Source organism: Pseudomonas sp. DVZ6 (genome assembly GCF_024259445.1).
In the GTDB taxonomy this organism is placed as follows: domain Bacteria; phylum Pseudomonadota; class Gammaproteobacteria; order Pseudomonadales; family Pseudomonadaceae; genus Aquipseudomonas; species Aquipseudomonas peradeniyensis.
Genome location: NZ_JANCLM010000017.1, coordinates 1 through 16,433, shown reverse-complemented (window position 1 = coordinate 16,433; position 16,433 = coordinate 1). Strand labels below are relative to the sequence as shown.

At 64.8% G+C, this 16,433-nt stretch carries 13 protein-coding genes; 10 read left to right on the top strand and 3 right to left on the bottom strand.

All coding sequences use genetic code 11. The features are described 5' to 3' along the window. Nucleotides 1–28: 28 nt before the first annotated feature. Nucleotides 29–1,321, bottom strand: a complete 1,293-nt coding sequence (gene gbcA / locus NMG10_RS11945; protein WP_186712615.1) for a glycine-betaine demethylase subunit GbcA — start codon at nt 1,319–1,321, stop codon at nt 29–31. Nucleotides 1,322–1,618: 297 nt separating this feature from the next. Between gbcA and gbcB the strand changes: the two genes are divergently transcribed. After that, complete coding sequence (gene gbcB / locus NMG10_RS11940; protein WP_050703446.1) at nt 1,619–2,719, top strand: glycine-betaine demethylase subunit GbcB; 1,101 nt, start codon at nt 1,619–1,621, stop codon at nt 2,717–2,719. A 124-nt stretch (nt 2,720–2,843) separates the two neighbouring features. Here the strand turns inward: gbcB and NMG10_RS11935 are convergent, their stop codons facing one another. Next, the gene (locus NMG10_RS11935; RefSeq protein WP_254464415.1) at nt 2,844–4,469 is read right to left on the bottom strand and encodes a methyl-accepting chemotaxis protein; all 1,626 of its coding nucleotides are present in this window, start codon (nt 4,467–4,469) and stop codon (nt 2,844–2,846) included. 276 nt (nt 4,470–4,745) lie between these two features. On the opposite strand from NMG10_RS11935, the gene NMG10_RS11930 reads away from it, so the two are divergent. The 3 genes from NMG10_RS11930 to NMG10_RS11920 all read left to right on the top strand — a co-directional run bounded on the left by NMG10_RS11930 (nt 4,746) and on the right by NMG10_RS11920 (nt 7,391). Further along, a complete protein-coding gene (locus NMG10_RS11930; RefSeq protein WP_028688440.1) occupies nt 4,746–4,976 on the top strand; it encodes a hypothetical protein in 231 nt (76 codons plus the stop codon). Continuing rightward, complete coding sequence (locus tag NMG10_RS11925; RefSeq protein ID WP_203649751.1) at nt 4,973–5,275, top strand: cell division protein ZapA; 303 nt, start codon at nt 4,973–4,975, stop codon at nt 5,273–5,275. The genes NMG10_RS11930 and NMG10_RS11925 overlap by 4 nt, the downstream gene beginning before the upstream one ends. Nucleotides 5,276–5,453: 178 nt before the next feature. Further along, the gene (locus NMG10_RS11920; RefSeq protein ID WP_254464414.1) at nt 5,454–7,391 is read left to right on the top strand and encodes a methyl-accepting chemotaxis protein; all 1,938 of its coding nucleotides are present in this window, start codon (nt 5,454–5,456) and stop codon (nt 7,389–7,391) included. Nucleotides 7,392–7,496: 105 nt separating this feature from the next. Here NMG10_RS11920 and NMG10_RS11915 read toward each other — a convergent pair whose 3' ends face one another. After that, nucleotides 7,497–8,537, bottom strand: coding sequence for a low specificity L-threonine aldolase (locus NMG10_RS11915; RefSeq protein ID WP_254464413.1), 1,041 nt, complete (start codon nt 8,535–8,537; stop codon nt 7,497–7,499). A 327-nt stretch (nt 8,538–8,864) separates the two neighbouring features. Between NMG10_RS11915 and NMG10_RS11910 the strand changes: the two genes are divergently transcribed. From NMG10_RS11910 to purU, 6 genes are all read left to right on the top strand, one after another. Continuing rightward, the gene (locus tag NMG10_RS11910) at nt 8,865–10,118 is read left to right on the top strand and encodes a serine hydroxymethyltransferase (RefSeq protein ID WP_203649757.1); all 1,254 of its coding nucleotides are present in this window, start codon (nt 8,865–8,867) and stop codon (nt 10,116–10,118) included. A 15-nt stretch (nt 10,119–10,133) separates the two neighbouring features. Next, nucleotides 10,134–11,384: a sarcosine oxidase subunit beta family protein gene (locus tag NMG10_RS11905; RefSeq protein ID WP_110735299.1), complete on the top strand. Its 1,251-nt coding sequence runs from the start codon at nt 10,134–10,136 to the stop codon at nt 11,382–11,384. Nucleotides 11,385–11,400: 16 nt separating this feature from the next. Then, nucleotides 11,401–11,736: a sarcosine oxidase subunit delta gene (locus NMG10_RS11900; protein WP_028688435.1), complete on the top strand. Its 336-nt coding sequence runs from the start codon at nt 11,401–11,403 to the stop codon at nt 11,734–11,736. Next, nucleotides 11,733–14,750: a sarcosine oxidase subunit alpha gene (locus NMG10_RS11895; protein WP_254464412.1), complete on the top strand. Its 3,018-nt coding sequence runs from the start codon at nt 11,733–11,735 to the stop codon at nt 14,748–14,750. The genes NMG10_RS11900 and NMG10_RS11895 overlap by 4 nt, the downstream gene beginning before the upstream one ends. Before the next feature lie 142 nt (nt 14,751–14,892). Further along, nucleotides 14,893–15,525: a sarcosine oxidase subunit gamma gene (soxG, locus tag NMG10_RS11890; protein ID WP_186731738.1), complete on the top strand. Its 633-nt coding sequence runs from the start codon at nt 14,893–14,895 to the stop codon at nt 15,523–15,525. 12 nt (nt 15,526–15,537) lie between these two features. Further along, entirely contained in the window at nt 15,538–16,395 is an 858-nt protein-coding gene (gene purU / locus NMG10_RS11885; protein WP_234560647.1) for a formyltetrahydrofolate deformylase, read from the top strand. Nucleotides 16,396–16,433 lie beyond the last annotated feature (38 nt).

The following is a 16,433-nucleotide window of genomic DNA, read 5'->3' as shown; positions in this document are numbered from 1 at the left end:
AAGTAGTCGACTGTACCCTTCTACTACCTCATTGAGCCTGCACTTCCCTCAGATAAGCCGCCGGCTCCGCCCCCAGATTGTTCAACAGCCGCTGGCTATACCAGTCGATGAAGTTCACCACCCCAAACTCATAGGTTTTCGAGTAAGGCCCCGGCTGGTACGCCGTGGAGTTGATGCCCCGCTGGTTCTCCTCCGCCAACCGCCGATCCTGGTCGTTGGTGGCGTCCCACACCTTGCGCATGTCCTCGGGGTTGTAATCGACGCCCTCCACCGCATCCTTGTGCACCAGCCATTTGGTGGTGACCATGGTCTCCTGGGCGCTGATCGGCCACACGGTGAACACGATCATGTGGTCGCCCATGCAGTGGTTCCACGAATGCGGCAGGTGCAGGATGCGCATCGAGCCCAGGTCCGGGTTCTTGATACGGCCCATCAGCTTCTGGCAGGCCTGCTTGCCGTCCATGGTCATCGACACGGTGCCCTTGAGCAGCGGCATGCGCACGATGCGGTTACGCAGGCCATGGCTCTTGTGCAGGTACGGAATCTTCTCGGCTTCCCAGGCGGCGGCCGAGGCGGCGACGTGATCCTTGAATTCCTGGCTGGCGCGAGGGTCGTTGGTGTCGTCCCACTCCAGCAGGGTCTTCAGTAATTCGGGGTGCGAGCCGCTGCAGTGGTAGCATTCGCGGTTGTTCTCCAACACCAGTTTCCAGTTGGCCTTCTCCATCAAGGTGGTCTGCACCGCCACCTTGGTGTTCTCCATGTCGTAGGGTTCCATGTAGTGGTCGAGGGTGGCGAGGAACTCGTCGATGGCCGGCGGGTTCTCGGCCAGGCTGATGAAGATGTAGCCGCCGGCCACCTTCACGTTCACGGGCTTTAGGCCGTACTGGTTCATGTCGAAGTCGGCGCCCATCTCGGTGCCGGCGAACAGCAGGCGACCATCGAGTTCGTAGGTCCACTGGTGGTAGTGGCAGACCAGCTTGGCCACCTTGCCTTTGTCGCTGACGCACAGGCGCGAACCGCGGTGGCGGCAGACGTTGTGGAAGGCGTGCACCTTACCTTCGGCACCGCGTATCACGATGATCGGATTCTTGCCGATCTGCAGGGTGATGTAGTTGCCCTTGGTCGGGATCTCGCAAACCATGCCGGCGATCAGCCATTCCTTGTGGAAGATCTCCTGCATGTCGATCTGGAACAGGCGCTCGTCGCAGTAGAACGGTTGCGGCAGCGAGTAGGTGCGCTCGCGGGTCTGCAGCATCTCGGCGGTGGCCTTGCGTGCAGGTTCCAGTGGATCGCCCAGGCTCAGGGTTGCGGTGACGTCCATCGTGTGGTCCTCGGGGCCGCGTGCGGCCGGCTGAAGTGGCTAATCGTTGTTGTAGTGCCGCAAGGCTGTTGTTCGCGATAAACAGCCTGTTGTTTTGCCGAGGAGTGTGCGTCCGGGCCGGGAAAGGACCATATCCACGGGCGACATGGCCGCATCGAATTCCGACGCGCCAACCCTTGTAGCGCGGGGCTGGTCGCGATAAGCACGCCGATGTCGCGGATGGGAATGTACGGCGCGGTGCGCTTGCGCATTATCGGAGCCATAAGAATGGCCGACAGTCGGCTGCTGGAGATGAACATGTCCGATACCTTCCTCAATCCGGTTACCACCCAGACCTGGGCCAATGGCCGCCACATCGTGCGTTGCGTCAAGGTCATCCAGGAAACCTGGGACGTGCGCACCTTCTGCTTCATGGCCGACCAGCCGATCATGTTCTTCTTCAAGCCCGGGCAGTTCGTCACGCTGGAGCTGGAGATCGAAGGCAAGCCTGTGATGCGTTCGTACACCATCTCCAGTTCGCCGTCGGTGCCCTACAGCTTCTCCATCACCGTCAAGCGTGTGCCGGGCGGGCTGGTGTCGAACTTCCTCCACGACACCATGCACGAGGGCGCCGAATTGCCGGTGCACGGGCCGGTGGGGCTGTTCAACGCCATCGATTTCCCGGCGGGCAAGGTGCTGTACCTCTCGGGCGGCGTCGGCATCACCCCGGTGATGTCCATGGCGCGCTGGTTCTACGACACCAACGCCAACGTCGACATGGTCTTCGTGCACAGCGCCCGCTCGCCGAAGGACATCATCTACCACCGCGAGCTGGAGCAGATGGCTTCGCGCATCCCCAACTTCAGCCTGCACATCATCTGCGAGAAGCACGGCTTGGGCGAACCCTGGGCCGGTTACCGTGGCTACCTGAACCAGCGGCTGATGGAGCTGATCGCCCCGGACTACCTGGAGCGCGTGATTTTCTGCTGCGGCCCGACGCCGTACATGAGCGCGGTCAAGCGCATGCTCGAGGCAGTCGGCTTCGACATGAAGAACTACCACGAGGAATCGTTCGGCGCGACGCCGCCTGAGGCCAAGGCCGACGCGGTGGAGCATGCCGAAGCCGCGGCCGATGCGCCGGAAGTGGATGTGGCCGACCTCAACCTGGTGGAGTTCGTCGGCAGCGACAAGAGTATCCGCGTGGCCCCGGGCGAGACCGTGCATGCGGCGGCGGCCAAGGTCGGGCTGATGATTCCCAAGGCCTGCGGCATGGGTATCTGCGGCACCTGCAAGGTGCTCAAGCTCGGCGGCGAGGTGGAGATGGAGCACAACGGCGGGATTACCGAGGAGGATGAGGCCGAGGGCTACATCCTGTCGTGCTGCAGCGTGCCGAAGGGGGATGTGCGGATCGAGTATTGATCTGAATACGTACAGGGCTGCTTCGCAGCCCTTTCGCGGCACAAGGCCGCTCCTACAGGAAAACGCGTAACCCTGTAGGAGCGGCCTTGTGCCGCGAAAGGGCCGCAAAGCGGCCCCGGCTTTTTCAGGTGCGGAAGCGGGCCACCAGGCTGCTCAGATCCACCGCCAGACGCGACAGCTCGGCACTCGCCGCACTGGTCTGATGCGCCCCGGTGGCGCTCTGCACCGACAGGTCGTTGATGTTCACCAGGTTGCGGTCCACTTCACGGGCGACCTGGGCCTGCTCCTCGGCGGCACTGGCGATCACCAGGTTGCGCTCGTTGATCTGCGCCACCGCGCCGGCGATGGTATCCAGCGCCAGGCCCGCGCCACGGGCGATGTTCAGGGTCGACTCGGCGCGCTCGGTGCTGGTGCGCATCGAGTCCACGGCCTGCTCGGTGCCGCCCTGGATGCTGCCGATCATCCGCTCGATCTCGCTGGTGGACTGCTGGGTGCGATGCGCCAGTGCGCGCACCTCGTCGGCGACCACGGCAAAGCCACGACCAGCCTCGCCGGCGCGGGCGGCCTCGATGGCGGCGTTGAGCGCCAGCAGGTTGGTCTGGTCGGCCAGGCCACGGATCACGTCCAGCACCTTGCCGATATCGCGGGACTGCTCGGCCAGGTGGGTGATCAGCTTGGCGGTGGACTGCACGTCGCCGCTCATGCGCTCGATGGCGCCCACGGTCTCCATCACCAGGTCACGGCCATCGCCGGCCGAACGGCTGGCTTCGCTGGAGGCCTCGGAGGTGCTCACCGCGTTGCGCGCCACTTCCTCGACCGCGCTGGTCATCTCGGTGACGGCGGTGGCGGCCTGCTCGATCTCGTTGTTCTGCTGCTGCAGGCCCCGGGCGCTTTCGTCGGTGACGCTGTTCAGCTCTTCAGCGGCGGAGGCCAGCTGGGTGGCGGAACCGGCGATCAGCTGCAGGGTGTCGCGCAGCTTGTCCTGCATCTTGGCCATGGCCTTGAGCAGGCGCGCGGCCTCGTCGGTGCCCTCGGCATCGATGTGGTGGGTGAGGTCGCCCTCGGCGATCTGCTCGGCGGACTTCAGCGCCTCATCGATGGGCTTGACGATGCTGCGGGTGAGCAGGAAGGCGAACAGCAGGGTCAGCACCGTGGCGGCCACCAGCAGGCTGATCACCAGGCCGAAGGCACCGCTGTACTGCTCGGCGGCCTGGGCGTTGGTGGCGCTGGTCTGGTCGGTGTTGATGCGCACCAGGGTGTCCATGATCTTGTTGATCTGCTCGGAGTTGTCCAGCAGGTCGCGGTTGAGCAGGTCGCGCAGGGCGTCGAGGTCGCCGGCCTGGCTCAGCGTGCGCATGCGTGCCTCGAGCTGGCGGTACTGGTTGAGCAGCAGGCCGTACTGGTCAAAGGCGGCTTTCTCGTCGGCGGCGGTTACCAGCGGCTCGTAGGCGCGGCGGGCCTTGTCTATCTGCGCGTTGCGCTCGTCCAGCAGGCGCAGGGTGTCCTGCTGGGTGGCCGGTTCGCGGTTGAGCAGCAGGCGGTAGGACAGGGTGCGCAGGCGCAGGTTGAGCGCGGTCAGCTCGTCGAGGGTCTTGATGCTGGGCACGCTGATTTCCTCGATGGTCACCCCGGCCTGGCGGATGTTGCCCATCTGGATCAGCGAGAACACGCCGAGGCCCAGCATCAGCAGGCCGATCACGGCGAACCCGAGCAGCGCGCGCGGCGCGATATTCATATTGCGTAAGGACATGGAGGCAGTTCCCAAGGCAGAAGAGGTGCCGCGATCCATGCGACGAAAGAAGACCTGCCTGCCTATCGGTCGTGACCGGCCAGTCTTGAGTCCGCAATGCAAAAATTGTGAGGCAGCTAACTATTTTCCTGACCAGCGGTTGATCCAGGTCGGAACAAGGGGGCCGATCCTGGGTCAACCTGAACCTGGCAAACACCTTTTGAATCCGATATTTAATGGCGGGGGCGGCAGTTTTTCCTTATCGTGTGCGCCCTTTGCAACAACCGAGATAGACGCATGTTGGAAACTTCCCTGAATCAACTCGAGCAACTGGTCAGCGACCTGATGCACAAGAACGCGCAACTGGCCGAGCAGAACGCCAGCCTCGGCCAGGAACTGGCCCAGGCCAAGGAAGAGAACGACAGCCTGCAGTTGTCGCTGATGGAGCAGGAAGAGAAGCACGGCGCCACCGCCGCCCGCATCCAGGCCCTGGTCGAGCGCGCCAGCGCGGGTGTCGTGAACGCATGAGACTGCAAGCGCAGCCGGTCAATGTCGTGTCGATCCTGGGCAACGACTATTCGCTCAAGGCGCCCGAAGGCCAGGAAGAAACCCTCTCCCAGGCCGTGCGCATGCTCAACGTCGCGCTGGCCGAAACCAAGCGCAACTACCCGACCCTGATCGGCGACAAGCTGCTGGTGCTGGCCGCGCTGAACCTGTGCTCCAAGCAGATCGAGCTGCAGCGTGAGCACGACAGCACCCTCGAGCGCACCCAGGCGCAGATCGACGCCACGGTCGATGCCATCAGCCGGACCATCGGCGACCAGTAAAGCGCTCAAGCATCCCCTGTGGGAGCGGGTTTACCCGCGAAGACGTCGGTGAAGCCACCATCGTCTTCGCGGGTAAACCCGCTCCCACAGTTGTTTTGTGCTGTCTCGGATCACTGGAATAACTGGATACTTAAGTGTATACACTTCCCGAAAAACAATAATTATCGGGGAGTGGGACATGCGTATCTGGCGGCGGAGCATCCAGTGGCAACTGATCGCGAGCATGGGCGCGGCCCTGCTGGCGAGCATCCTGGTGGTGGTGGTGATCTACACAATGGCGCTCAACCGCCTCACCGAGCGCTACCTGGTGGACACGGCGTTGCCGGCCAGCGTCGAGGCCATCCGCAACGATATCGAGCGCATGCTCGGCCAGCCGCTGGTGGCGGCGGCGGACATCGCCGGCAACACCCTCCTGCGCGACTGGCTGGCCGCCGGTGAAGCCCCGGCCGAGCTGCCACGCTTCATCGAATACCTGGACGCGGCCAAGCAGCGCAACCACGCCTTCACCACCCTGTTCGCCTCGACCGTCACCGGCCACTACTACAACGAGAAGGGCCTGGACCGCACCCTCAGCCGCGCCAACCCCAAGGACAAGTGGTTCTACGGCTACATCGACAGCGGCGCCGAGCGCCTGATCAACATCGATATCGACGGCTCCACTGGTGAGCTGGCGCTATTTATCGACTATCGGGTCGAGAAGGACGGCCAGCTGGTCGGCGTCGCCGGCATGGGCCTGCGTATGACCGAACTGTCGAAGCTGATCCACGATTTCAGTTTCGGCGAGCACGGCAAGGTTTTCCTGGTGCGCAATGACGGCCTGATCCAGGTCCATCCCGACCAGCAGTTCAGTGGCAAGCGCCAACTTGCCGAGCAGTTGGACGTCGAGGCGGCGAAGGCCGTGCTGGTGGGCGGTAAAGGCCTGCGCAGCAGCCGTTTCCAGCGTGATGGCGAGGATTACCTGGCCCTGGGCCTGCCCCTGCGTGACCTGAACTGGACCCTGGTGGCCGAGGTGCCGGAAGCCGAGATCTACGCCCAGGCCCGCCAGGCCATCTGGCAGACCTGCCTGATCGGCGGCGGTGTGGCGCTGCTGTCGCTGTTGCTGGTGGTGCTGCTGGCACGCGGGTTGGTGCGGCCCATTCGTCAGGTCACGGCGGCGTTGGTGCAGATCGGCGGTGGCGCGGGTGATCTCAGCCATCGCCTGGACGACTCGCGCCAGGACGAGCTGGGAGACCTGGCCCGTGGCTTCAACCGCTTCCTCGACAGCCAGCGCGGCCTGATCGGTGAAGTGCTGCGCACCACCGAGCGCCTGCACTTGTCGGTGGAGCAGGTGACCCAGGTGGTGGACAACACCGCCGAGCGCTCGGGCCGTCAGCAGGAAATGACTGAGATGGTCGCCACCGCCGTGCACGAGATGGGCCTGACCGTGCAGGACATCGCCCAGAATGCTGGCTCCGCCGCCCATGCCTCGCAGTCGGCGCGCGACGAGGCGTTGCAGGCGCGGGAGGTGGTACGCCGTTCCATCCACAACATCGAAGGCATGTCCGGCGAGATTGGCCGCGCTGCCGAGGCGGTAACGCAGCTGGCGGACGAGGTCGCCTCGATCGACGAAGTGCTGGCGGTGATCCGCAGTATTTCCGAGCAGACCAACCTGCTGGCGCTCAATGCCGCCATCGAAGCGGCGCGGGCCGGCGAGATGGGCCGGGGTTTTGCCGTAGTGGCCGATGAGGTGCGGACCCTGGCGCGGCGCACCCAGGTATCCACCGACGAGGTGCAGCAGATGATCCACCGACTCAAGCAGGGTGCGGGCACCGCCGTGGCGTCGATGCAGGCGGGGCAGCAGGCGACCGGCAACGGGGTCGAGTCGAGCCAGCGCACGGGGGCTTCGCTGGGGGCTATCACCGATCAGGTCGAGCGCATCAGCGGCATGAACGAGCAGGTGGCCACGGCGACCGAGGAGCAGTCGGCGGTGACCGAGGAGATCAACCGGACGGTGCAGGGGATTTCCGACCTGGCGCGGCAGACGGCCAGCGAAGTGCAGGGGTGTCGCGAGGAGTGCCAGGCGTTGCGTGGGCTGGCTGATGATCTGGCGCGGCAGATGGGTGGGTTCAGGCTTTAGATCGATGTTGGATTCTTCGCGGGTAACCCGCTCCCACAGGTTGATCACTGCCCTTGAAGACGGTGCCGTACCTGTGGGAGCGGGTTTACCCGCGAATGCGATCTGTCAGGCGCCGAAAATGGCGCGGATATCCGCCGCCAGCTCCCGCACCCGGGCTTCCTGGGTATCCCACGAACACATGAACCGCGCCCCACCGCTACCAATGAAGGTATAGAATCGCCAGCCTTTGTTGCGCAGCACCTCCAGCGCATGCTCCGGCATCTGCAGGAACACCCCGTTGGCCTCCACCGGGAACATCAGCTCGACTTCCGGCAGATCGCTCACCAGCGACGCCAGCAACTGCGCGCAGTGGTTGGCGTGCTTGCCATGGCGCATCCACGCGCCATCTTCCAGCAGCCCGACCCACGGCGCCGACAAGAAACGCATCTTCGACGCCAGTTGCCCGGCCTGCTTGCAGCGGTAGTCGAAGTCCTCGGCCAGGTCGCGGTTGAAGAACAGGATTGCCTCGCCGACCGCCATGCCATTCTTGGTGCCGCCAAAGCACAGCACATCAACCCCGGCCTTCCAGGTCAGCTCGGCCGGCGAGCAGCCGAGGAACGCGCAGGCGTTGGTAAAGCGCGCGCCGTCCATGTGCAGGTTCAGCCCCAGTTCCTTGCAGGTGGCGCTGATCGCCTTGAGCTCGTCGGGGCGATACACGGTACCCACTTCGGTGGCCTGGGTGATGGTCACCACGCGAGGCTTGGGGTAGTGGATGTCCTGGCGCTTGAGCGCCACTTCGCGGATCGACTGGGGCGTCAGCTTGCCGTTTACGCTGGCGGCGGTCAGCAGCTTGGAGCCGTTGGAGAAGAACTCCGGCGCGCCGCATTCGTCGGTCTCGACGTGGGCGGTCTCGGAGCAGATCACGCTGTGGTAGCTCTGGCACAGCGAGGCCAGGGCCAGGGAGTTGGCGGCGGTGCCGTTGAAGGCGAAGAACACCTCGCAGTCGGTCTCGAACAGCTTGCGGAAGTATTCCGAGGCGCGTTCGGTCCACTGGTCGTCGCCGTAGGCGCGTTGGTGGCCGTGGTTGGCCTTTTCCATCGCGGCCCAGGCTTCGGGGCAGATGCCGGAGTAGTTGTCGCTGGCGAATTGTTGGTTGTTGTCGGTCATGACGCCTGTCCTTTTGTACGACGCAGGATCGCACTCTAAACCATCGATTTGGCGGTTGCCTATGTAGGAGCGGCCTTGTGCCGCGAAAGGGGCGCGAAGCGGCCCCAGGATGTATGGCATGGCACAAATCGTCGGGGCTGCTGCGCAGCCCTTTCGCGGCACAAGGCCGCTCCTACAGGGATTGGTGTTGTCGGTGGATGAATGTCGTAAACGCGCCATTGCAAGGCGCGCGCAGGCATCTGTACCACCGTGCCCGGTCATACCATCGCTGCAAAGGGTGGGAAAACCCTCACCAGACAAGAAACGATCGCTGCCGGGAGATACACGATGTTCAGCAAGCAAGACCAGATCCAGGGTTATGACGACGCACTGCTGGCGGCGATGAATGCCGAGGAACAGCGCCAGGAAGATCACATCGAGCTGATCGCCTCGGAGAACTACACCAGCAAGCGCGTGATGCAGGCCCAGGGCAGCGGCCTGACCAACAAGTACGCCGAGGGTTACCCGGGCAAGCGCTACTACGGCGGCTGCGAGCATGTGGACAAGGTAGAAGCCCTGGCCATCGAGCGCGCCAAGCAGCTGTTCGGCGCCGACTACGCCAACGTCCAGCCGCACTCCGGTTCCTCGGCCAACAGCGCCGTGTACCTCGCCCTGCTGCAGGCCGGCGACACCATCCTGGGCATGAGTCTGGCCCACGGCGGCCACCTGACCCACGGTGCCAAGGTGTCGTCCTCGGGCAAGCTGTACAACGCCGTGCAGTACGGTATCGACACCAATACCGGCCTGATCGACTACGACGAAGTCGAGCGCCTGGCCGTCGAGCACAAACCGAAGATGATCGTCGCCGGCTTCTCGGCCTACTCCAAGACCCTGGATTTCCCACGCTTCCGTCAGATCGCCGATAAAGTCGGCGCGCTGCTGTTCGTCGACATGGCCCACGTTGCCGGCCTGGTCGCCGCCGGCCTGTACCCCAACCCGATCCCCTTCGCCGACGTGGTCACCACCACCACCCACAAGACCCTGCGCGGTCCGCGTGGCGGCCTGATCCTGGCCAAGAGCAACGAAGAGATCGAGAAGAAGCTCAACGCCGCCGTGTTCCCCGGCGCCCAGGGCGGCCCGCTGATGCACGTGATCGCCGCCAAGGCGGTGTGCTTCAAGGAAGCGCTGGAGCCTGAGTTCAAGAGCTACCAGAAACAGGTCATCGAAAACGCCCAGGCCATGGCCCAGGTGTTCATCGACCGTGGCTACGACGTGGTCTCCGGCGGCACCGACAACCACCTGTTCCTGGTCAGCCTGATCCGCCAGGGCCTGACCGGCAAGGACGCCGACGCCGCCCTCGGCCGCGCCCATATCACCGTCAACAAGAACGCCGTGCCCAACGACCCGCAGTCGCCGTTCGTCACCTCGGGCCTGCGTATCGGCACCCCGGCCGTCACCACCCGTGGCTTCAAGGTCGCCCAGTGCGTGGCACTGGCCGGCTGGATCTGCGATGTGCTGGACAACCTGGGTGACGCCGATGTCGAGGCCGATGTGGCCAAGAACGTCGCCGCCCTGTGCGCCGACTTCCCGGTCTACCGCTGAGTGGAGCAGAACACCATGCAACGTTATTCGGGCTTCGGCCTCTTCAAGCACTCCCTCAGCCACCACGAGAACTGGCAGCGCATGTGGCGCACGCCGACCCCTAAAAAGGTCTACGACGTGGTCATCGTCGGCGGTGGCGGCCATGGCCTGGCCACGGCCTACTACCTGGCGAAAGAGCACGGCATCACCAACGTGGCGGTGGTCGAGAAGGGCTACCTGGGCGGCGGCAACACCGCCCGCAACACCACCATCGTGCGTTCCAACTACCTGTGGGACGAGTCGGCGCACCTGTACGAACACGCCATGAAGCTGTGGGAAGGGCTGTCCCAGGACATCAACTACAACGTGATGTTCTCCCAGCGCGGCGTCTACAACCTGTGCCACACCCTGCAGGACATCCGTGACTCCGAGCGCCGGGTCAACGCCAACCGCCTCAATGGCGTGGATGGCGAGCTGATCCGCACCGAGCAGGTCGCGGCCGAGATCCCGTACCTCGACTGCTCGAAGAACACCCGCTACCCGATCCTCGGCGCCACCGTGCAGCGCCGTGGCGGCGTGGCCCGTCACGACGCCGTGGCCTGGGGCTTCGCCCGTGCCGCCGACGCCCTGGGCGTGGACCTGATCCAGCAGACCGAGGTGATCGGCTTCCGTAAAGAGAATGGCGCCGTGATCGGCGTTGAAACCAACAAGGGTTTCATCGGCGCCAAGCGCGTCGGCGTGGTCACCGCGGGTAACTCCGGGCACATGGCCAAGCTGGCGGGCTTCCGCCTGCCGCTCGAATCGCACCCGTTGCAGGCACTGGTATCGGAGCCGATCAAGCCGATCATCGACAGCGTGATCATGTCCAACGCCGTGCACGGCTACATCAGCCAGTCCGACAAGGGCGACCTGGTGATCGGTGCCGGCATCGACGGCTGGGTCGGCTACGGCCAGCGCGGTTCGTACCCGGTCATCGAGCACACCCTGCAGGCGATCGTCGAGATGTTCCCGATCCTCTCCCGCGTGCGCATGAACCGCCAGTGGGGCGGCATCGTCGACACCACCCCCGACGCCTGCCCGATCATCTCCAAGACCCCGGTGAAGAACATGTTCTTCAACTGCGGCTGGGGCACCGGCGGCTTCAAGGCCACCCCGGGCTCGGGCAACGTCTTCGCCGCGAGCCTGGCCAAGGGCGAGATGCACCCGCTGGCCGCGCCATTCTCCATCGACCGTTTCTACAACGGCGCGCTGATCGACGAACACGGCGCCGCTGCCGTCGCCCACTGACCCGGAGACAACCGTTATGTTGCAAATCTTCTGTCCCCACTGCGGCGAGCTGCGCTCCGAGGAAGAATTCCACGCGTCGGGCCAGGCGCACATCGCCCGCCCGCTGGACCCGAACGCCTGCTCCGACGAGGAGTGGGGCACCTACATGTTCTTCCGTGACAACCCGCGCGGCATCCACCACGAACTGTGGGACCACGTCGCCGGTTGCCGCCAGTACTTCAACGTCACCCGCGACACCGTGACCTACGAGATCCTGGAAACCTACAAGATCGGCGAGAAGCCTCAGGTCACCGCCGCCTCGAAACAGAGCACCGCGCCAGCGACCGCCAAGGGCCAAGGGGAAAAAGTATGAGCCAGACCTATCGCCTCGCCAGCGGCGGCCGTATCGACCGCAGCAAGGTGCTGAACTTCAGCTTCAACGGCAAGACCTACCAGGGCTATGCCGGCGATACCCTGGCCGCCGCGCTGCTGGCCAACGGCGTCGACATCGTCGGGCGCAGCTTCAAGTACTCGCGCCCGCGCGGGATCATCGCCGCCGGTACCGAAGAGCCGAATGCGATCCTGCAGATCGGCTCCAGCGAAGCCACCCAGATCCCCAACGTGCGCGCCACCCAGCAGGCCTTGTATGCTGGCCTGGTGGCCACCAGCACCAACGGCTGGCCGAACGTCAACAACGACATGATGGGCATCATCGGCAAGGTCGGCGGCAACATGATGCCGCCTGGGTTCTACTACAAGACCTTCATGTACCCCAAGTCGTTCTGGATGACCTACGAGAAGTACATCCGCAAGGCGGCGGGCCTGGGCCGTGCGCCGCTGCAGAACGACCCGGACAGCTACGACTACATGAACCAGCACTGCGACGTGCTGATCGTCGGCGCCGGCCCTGCCGGTCTGGCCGCCGCGCTGGCTGCTGCCCGTGGCGGTGCCCGGGTGATCCTGGCCGACGAGCAGGAAGAGTTCGGCGGCACCTTGCTCGACAGTCGCGAAACCCTCGATGGCAAACCGGCCGCCGATTGGGTCCATGCCGTGGTGGCCGAGCTGGAAAGCCTGCCGGAAGTCACCCTGCTGCCGCGCAGCACGGTCAACGGCTACCACGACCACAACTTCCTCACCATCCACGAGCGCCTCACCGACCACCTCGGCGACCGTGCGCCGATCGGCCAGGTGCGCCAGCGCGTGCACCGTGTGCGTGCCAACCGCGTGGTGCTGGCCGCTGGCGCCCACGAGCGTCCGCTGGTGTACGGCAACAACGACCTGCCGGGCAACATGCTCGCAGGCGCCGTATCGACCTACGTGCGCCGCTATGGCGTGGCCCCGGGCCGCAAGCTGGTGCTGTCGACCAACAACGACCACGCCTACCGCGCCGCGCTGGACTGGCACGACGCCGGCCTGCAAGTGGTCGCCATCGCTGACGCCCGCCACAATCCACGCGGTTCGCTGGTCGAAGAAGCCCGCGCCAAGGGCATCCGCATCCTTACCTCCAGCGCCGTGATCGAGGCCAAGGGCAGCAAGCACGTCACCGGTGCCCGCGTGGCCGCTATCGATGTGCAGGCGCACAAGGTCACCAGCCCTGGGGAAACTCTCGACTGTGATCTGATCGCCACCTCCGGCGGTTACAGCCCGGTGGTGCACCTGGCCTCGCACCTGGGCGGTCGCCCGGTGTGGCGTGAAGACATCCTCGGCTTCGTGCCGGGCGATGCCCCGCAGAAGCGCGTGTGCGTCGGTGGTGTGAACGGTGTCTACGCCTTGGGCGATGTGATCGCCGACGGCTTCGAGGGCGGCGTGCGCGCCGCCACCGAGGCCGGCTTCAAGGCCAGCGTCGGCACCCTGCCGAAAACCCTGGCGCGCAAGGAAGAGGCCACCGTGGCCCTGTTCCAGGTGCCCCACGACAAAGGCACCGCCCGTGCGCCGAAGCAGTTTGTCGACCAGCAGAACGACGTCACCGCCGCCGCTATCGAGCTGGCCACCCGCGAAGGCTTCGAGTCGGTCGAGCACGTCAAGCGCTACACCGCGCTGGGCTTCGGCACCGACCAGGGTAAGCTGGGCAACATCAACGGCCTGGCCATCGCCGCCCGTTCGCTCGGCATCGGCATCCCGGAAATGGGCACCACCATGTTCCGCCCCAACTACACGCCGGTGACCTTTGGCGCGGTGGCGGGCCGGCACTGTGGCCACCTGTTCGAGCCGGTGCGCTTCACCGCCCTGCATGCCTGGCACATCAAGAACGGCGCCGAGTTCGAGGACGTCGGCCAGTGGAAGCGCCCGTGGTACTTCCCCAAGCCCGGCGAAGACATCCACACCGCCGTGGCCCGCGAATGCAAGGCCGTGCGTGACAGCGTCGGCCTGCTGGACGCCTCGACCCTGGGCAAGATCGATATCCAGGGCCCGGACGCCCGCGAGTTCCTCAACCGCATCTACACCAACGCCTGGACCAAGCTCGACGTGGGCAAGGCCCGCTACGGCCTGATGTGCAAGGAAGACGGCATGGTCTTCGACGACGGCGTCACCGCCTGCGTCGGCGACAACCACTTCATCATGACCACCACCACCGGCGGCGCCGCCCGCGTGCTGCAGTGGCTGGAGCTGTATCACCAGACCGAATGGCCAGAGATGAAGGTGTACTTCACCTCGGTCACCGACCATTGGGCGACCATGACCCTGTCCGGCCCCAACAGCCGCAAGCTGCTGGCCGAGGTCAGCGACATCGACCTGGACAAGGAAGGCTTCCCGTTCATGAGCTGGAAGGAAGGCCTGGTCGGCGGCGTGCCGGCGCGGGTGTTCCGCATCTCGTTCACCGGCGAGCTGTCGTACGAGATCAACGTCCAGGCCAACTACGCCATGGGCGTGCTGGAACAGATCGTCGAGGCCGGTAAAAAGTACAACCTGACCCCGTACGGCACCGAGACCATGCACGTACTGCGCGCCGAGAAGGGCTTCATCATCGTCGGCCAGGACACTGACGGCTCGATGACCCCGGACGACCTCAACATGAGCTGGTGCGTCGGTCGCAACAAACCGTACTCGTGGATCGGCCTGCGCGGCATGAACCGCGAGGACACCGTGCGCGAGAACCGCAAGCAGCTGGTGGGCCTCAAGCCTGTGGACCCGAACGTGTGGCTGCCGGAAGGCGCCCAGCTGGTGTTCGATCCCAAGCAGCCGATCCCGATGGACATGGTCGGCCACGTCACCTCCAGCTACGCGGCCAACTCCCTGGGCTATTCGTTCGCCATGGGCGTGGTCAAGGGCGGTCTCAAGCGCCTGGGCGAGCGGGTGTATTCGCCCCAGGCCGACGGCAGCGTGATCGAGGCCGAGATCGTGTCTTCGGTGTTCTTCGATCCGAAGGGCGAGCGGCAGAACGTCTAAGGCTTGCGGCTGGTAACGCCGGGCCCTGTGGGAGCGGGTTCACCCGCGAATGCGATGTTGGCTGTACCGCCGCATTCGCGGGTAAACCCGCTCCCACAGGTTCGGTGTCGCTCTGACCCACAGAATTCAAGGCAGGTAAGAAATGAGCGCTATCAACGTCTTCCAGCAAAACCCGGGCTCCGATGCCAAGGCCCAGTCGCCGCTGCACCACGCCGACCTGGCCAGCCTGGTCGGCAAGGGCCGCAAGAACGCAGGCGTGACCCTGCGCGAAAAGAAACTCCTCGGCCACCTGACTATCCGTGGCAACGGCCATGACCAGGCCTTCGCCGGCGGCGTGCACAAGGCCCTGGGCCTGGAGCTGCCGGTGGCCCTGACCGTGGTCGCCAACAACGAGATGTCGCTGCAATGGGTGGGCCCGGACGAGTGGCTGCTGATCGTCCCCGGCGGCCAGGAGTTCGCCGTCGAGCAGAAACTGCGCGACGCCCTCGACGGCCAGCATATCCAGGTGGTTAACGTCAGCGGCGGGCAGACCCTGCTCGAGCTGCGCGGCCCCAACGTGCGCGACGTGCTGATGAAATCCACCAGCTATGATGTACACCCGAACAACTTCCCGGTCGGCAAGGCTGTCGGTACCGTGTTCGCCAAGTCGCAGCTGGTGATCCGTCGCACTGCCGAGGACACCTGGGAGCTGGTGATCCGCCGCAGCTTCTCCGACTACTGGTGGCTGTGGCTGCAGGACGCATCGGCCGAGTACGGCCTGGCTATCGAAGCGTAAGGAGCATTACCCATGAGTCGGGCACCGGACACCTGGATTCTCACTGCCGACTGCCCGAGCATGCTCGGCACGGTCGATGTGGTGACGCGTCATCTCTACGAGCAGCGCTGCTACGTCACCGAGCACCATTCTTTCGATGACCGGCTGTCGGGGCGGTTCTTCATTCGCGTGGAGTTCCGCGTCCCGGACGGTTTCGACGAGGATGCCTTCCGTGCGGGGCTGGCCGAGCGCAGCGAGGCGTTCGGCATGGCCTTCGAGCTGACCGCGCCGAATCACCGCCCCAAGGTGGTGATCATGGTGTCCAAGGCCGACCACTGCCTGAACGACTTGCTGTACCGCCAGCGCATCGGCCAGCTGGCCATGGACGTGGTCGCGGTGGTGTCCAACCACCCCGACCTCGAACCCTTGGCGCACTGGCACAAGATCCCCTATTACCACTTCGCCCTCGACCCGAACGACAAGCCGGCGCAGGAGCGCAAGGTGCTGCAGGTGATCGAGGAGAGCGGCGCCGAGCTGGTCATTCTTGCCCGCTATATGCAGGTGCTGTCGCCGGAGCTGTGCCGGCGGCTGGATGGCTGGGCGATCAACATCCATCACTCGCTGCTGCCGGGGTTCAAAGGCGCCAAGCCGTATCACCAGGCTTACAACAAAGGTGTGAAGATGGTTGGCGCCACCGCCCACTACATCAACAACGACCTGGACGAAGGGCCGATCATCGCCCAGGGCGTGGAGGTGGTGGACCATGCGCACTATCCCGAGGACCTGATCGCCAAGGGGCGCGATATCGAGTGCCTGACCCTGGCGCGGGCTGTTGGTTATCACATCGAACGGCGGGTTTTCCTAAACGCCAATCGCACTGTCGTTCTCTGATCGAGTGCCGGGGCTGCTGCGCAGCCCTTTCGCGGCAC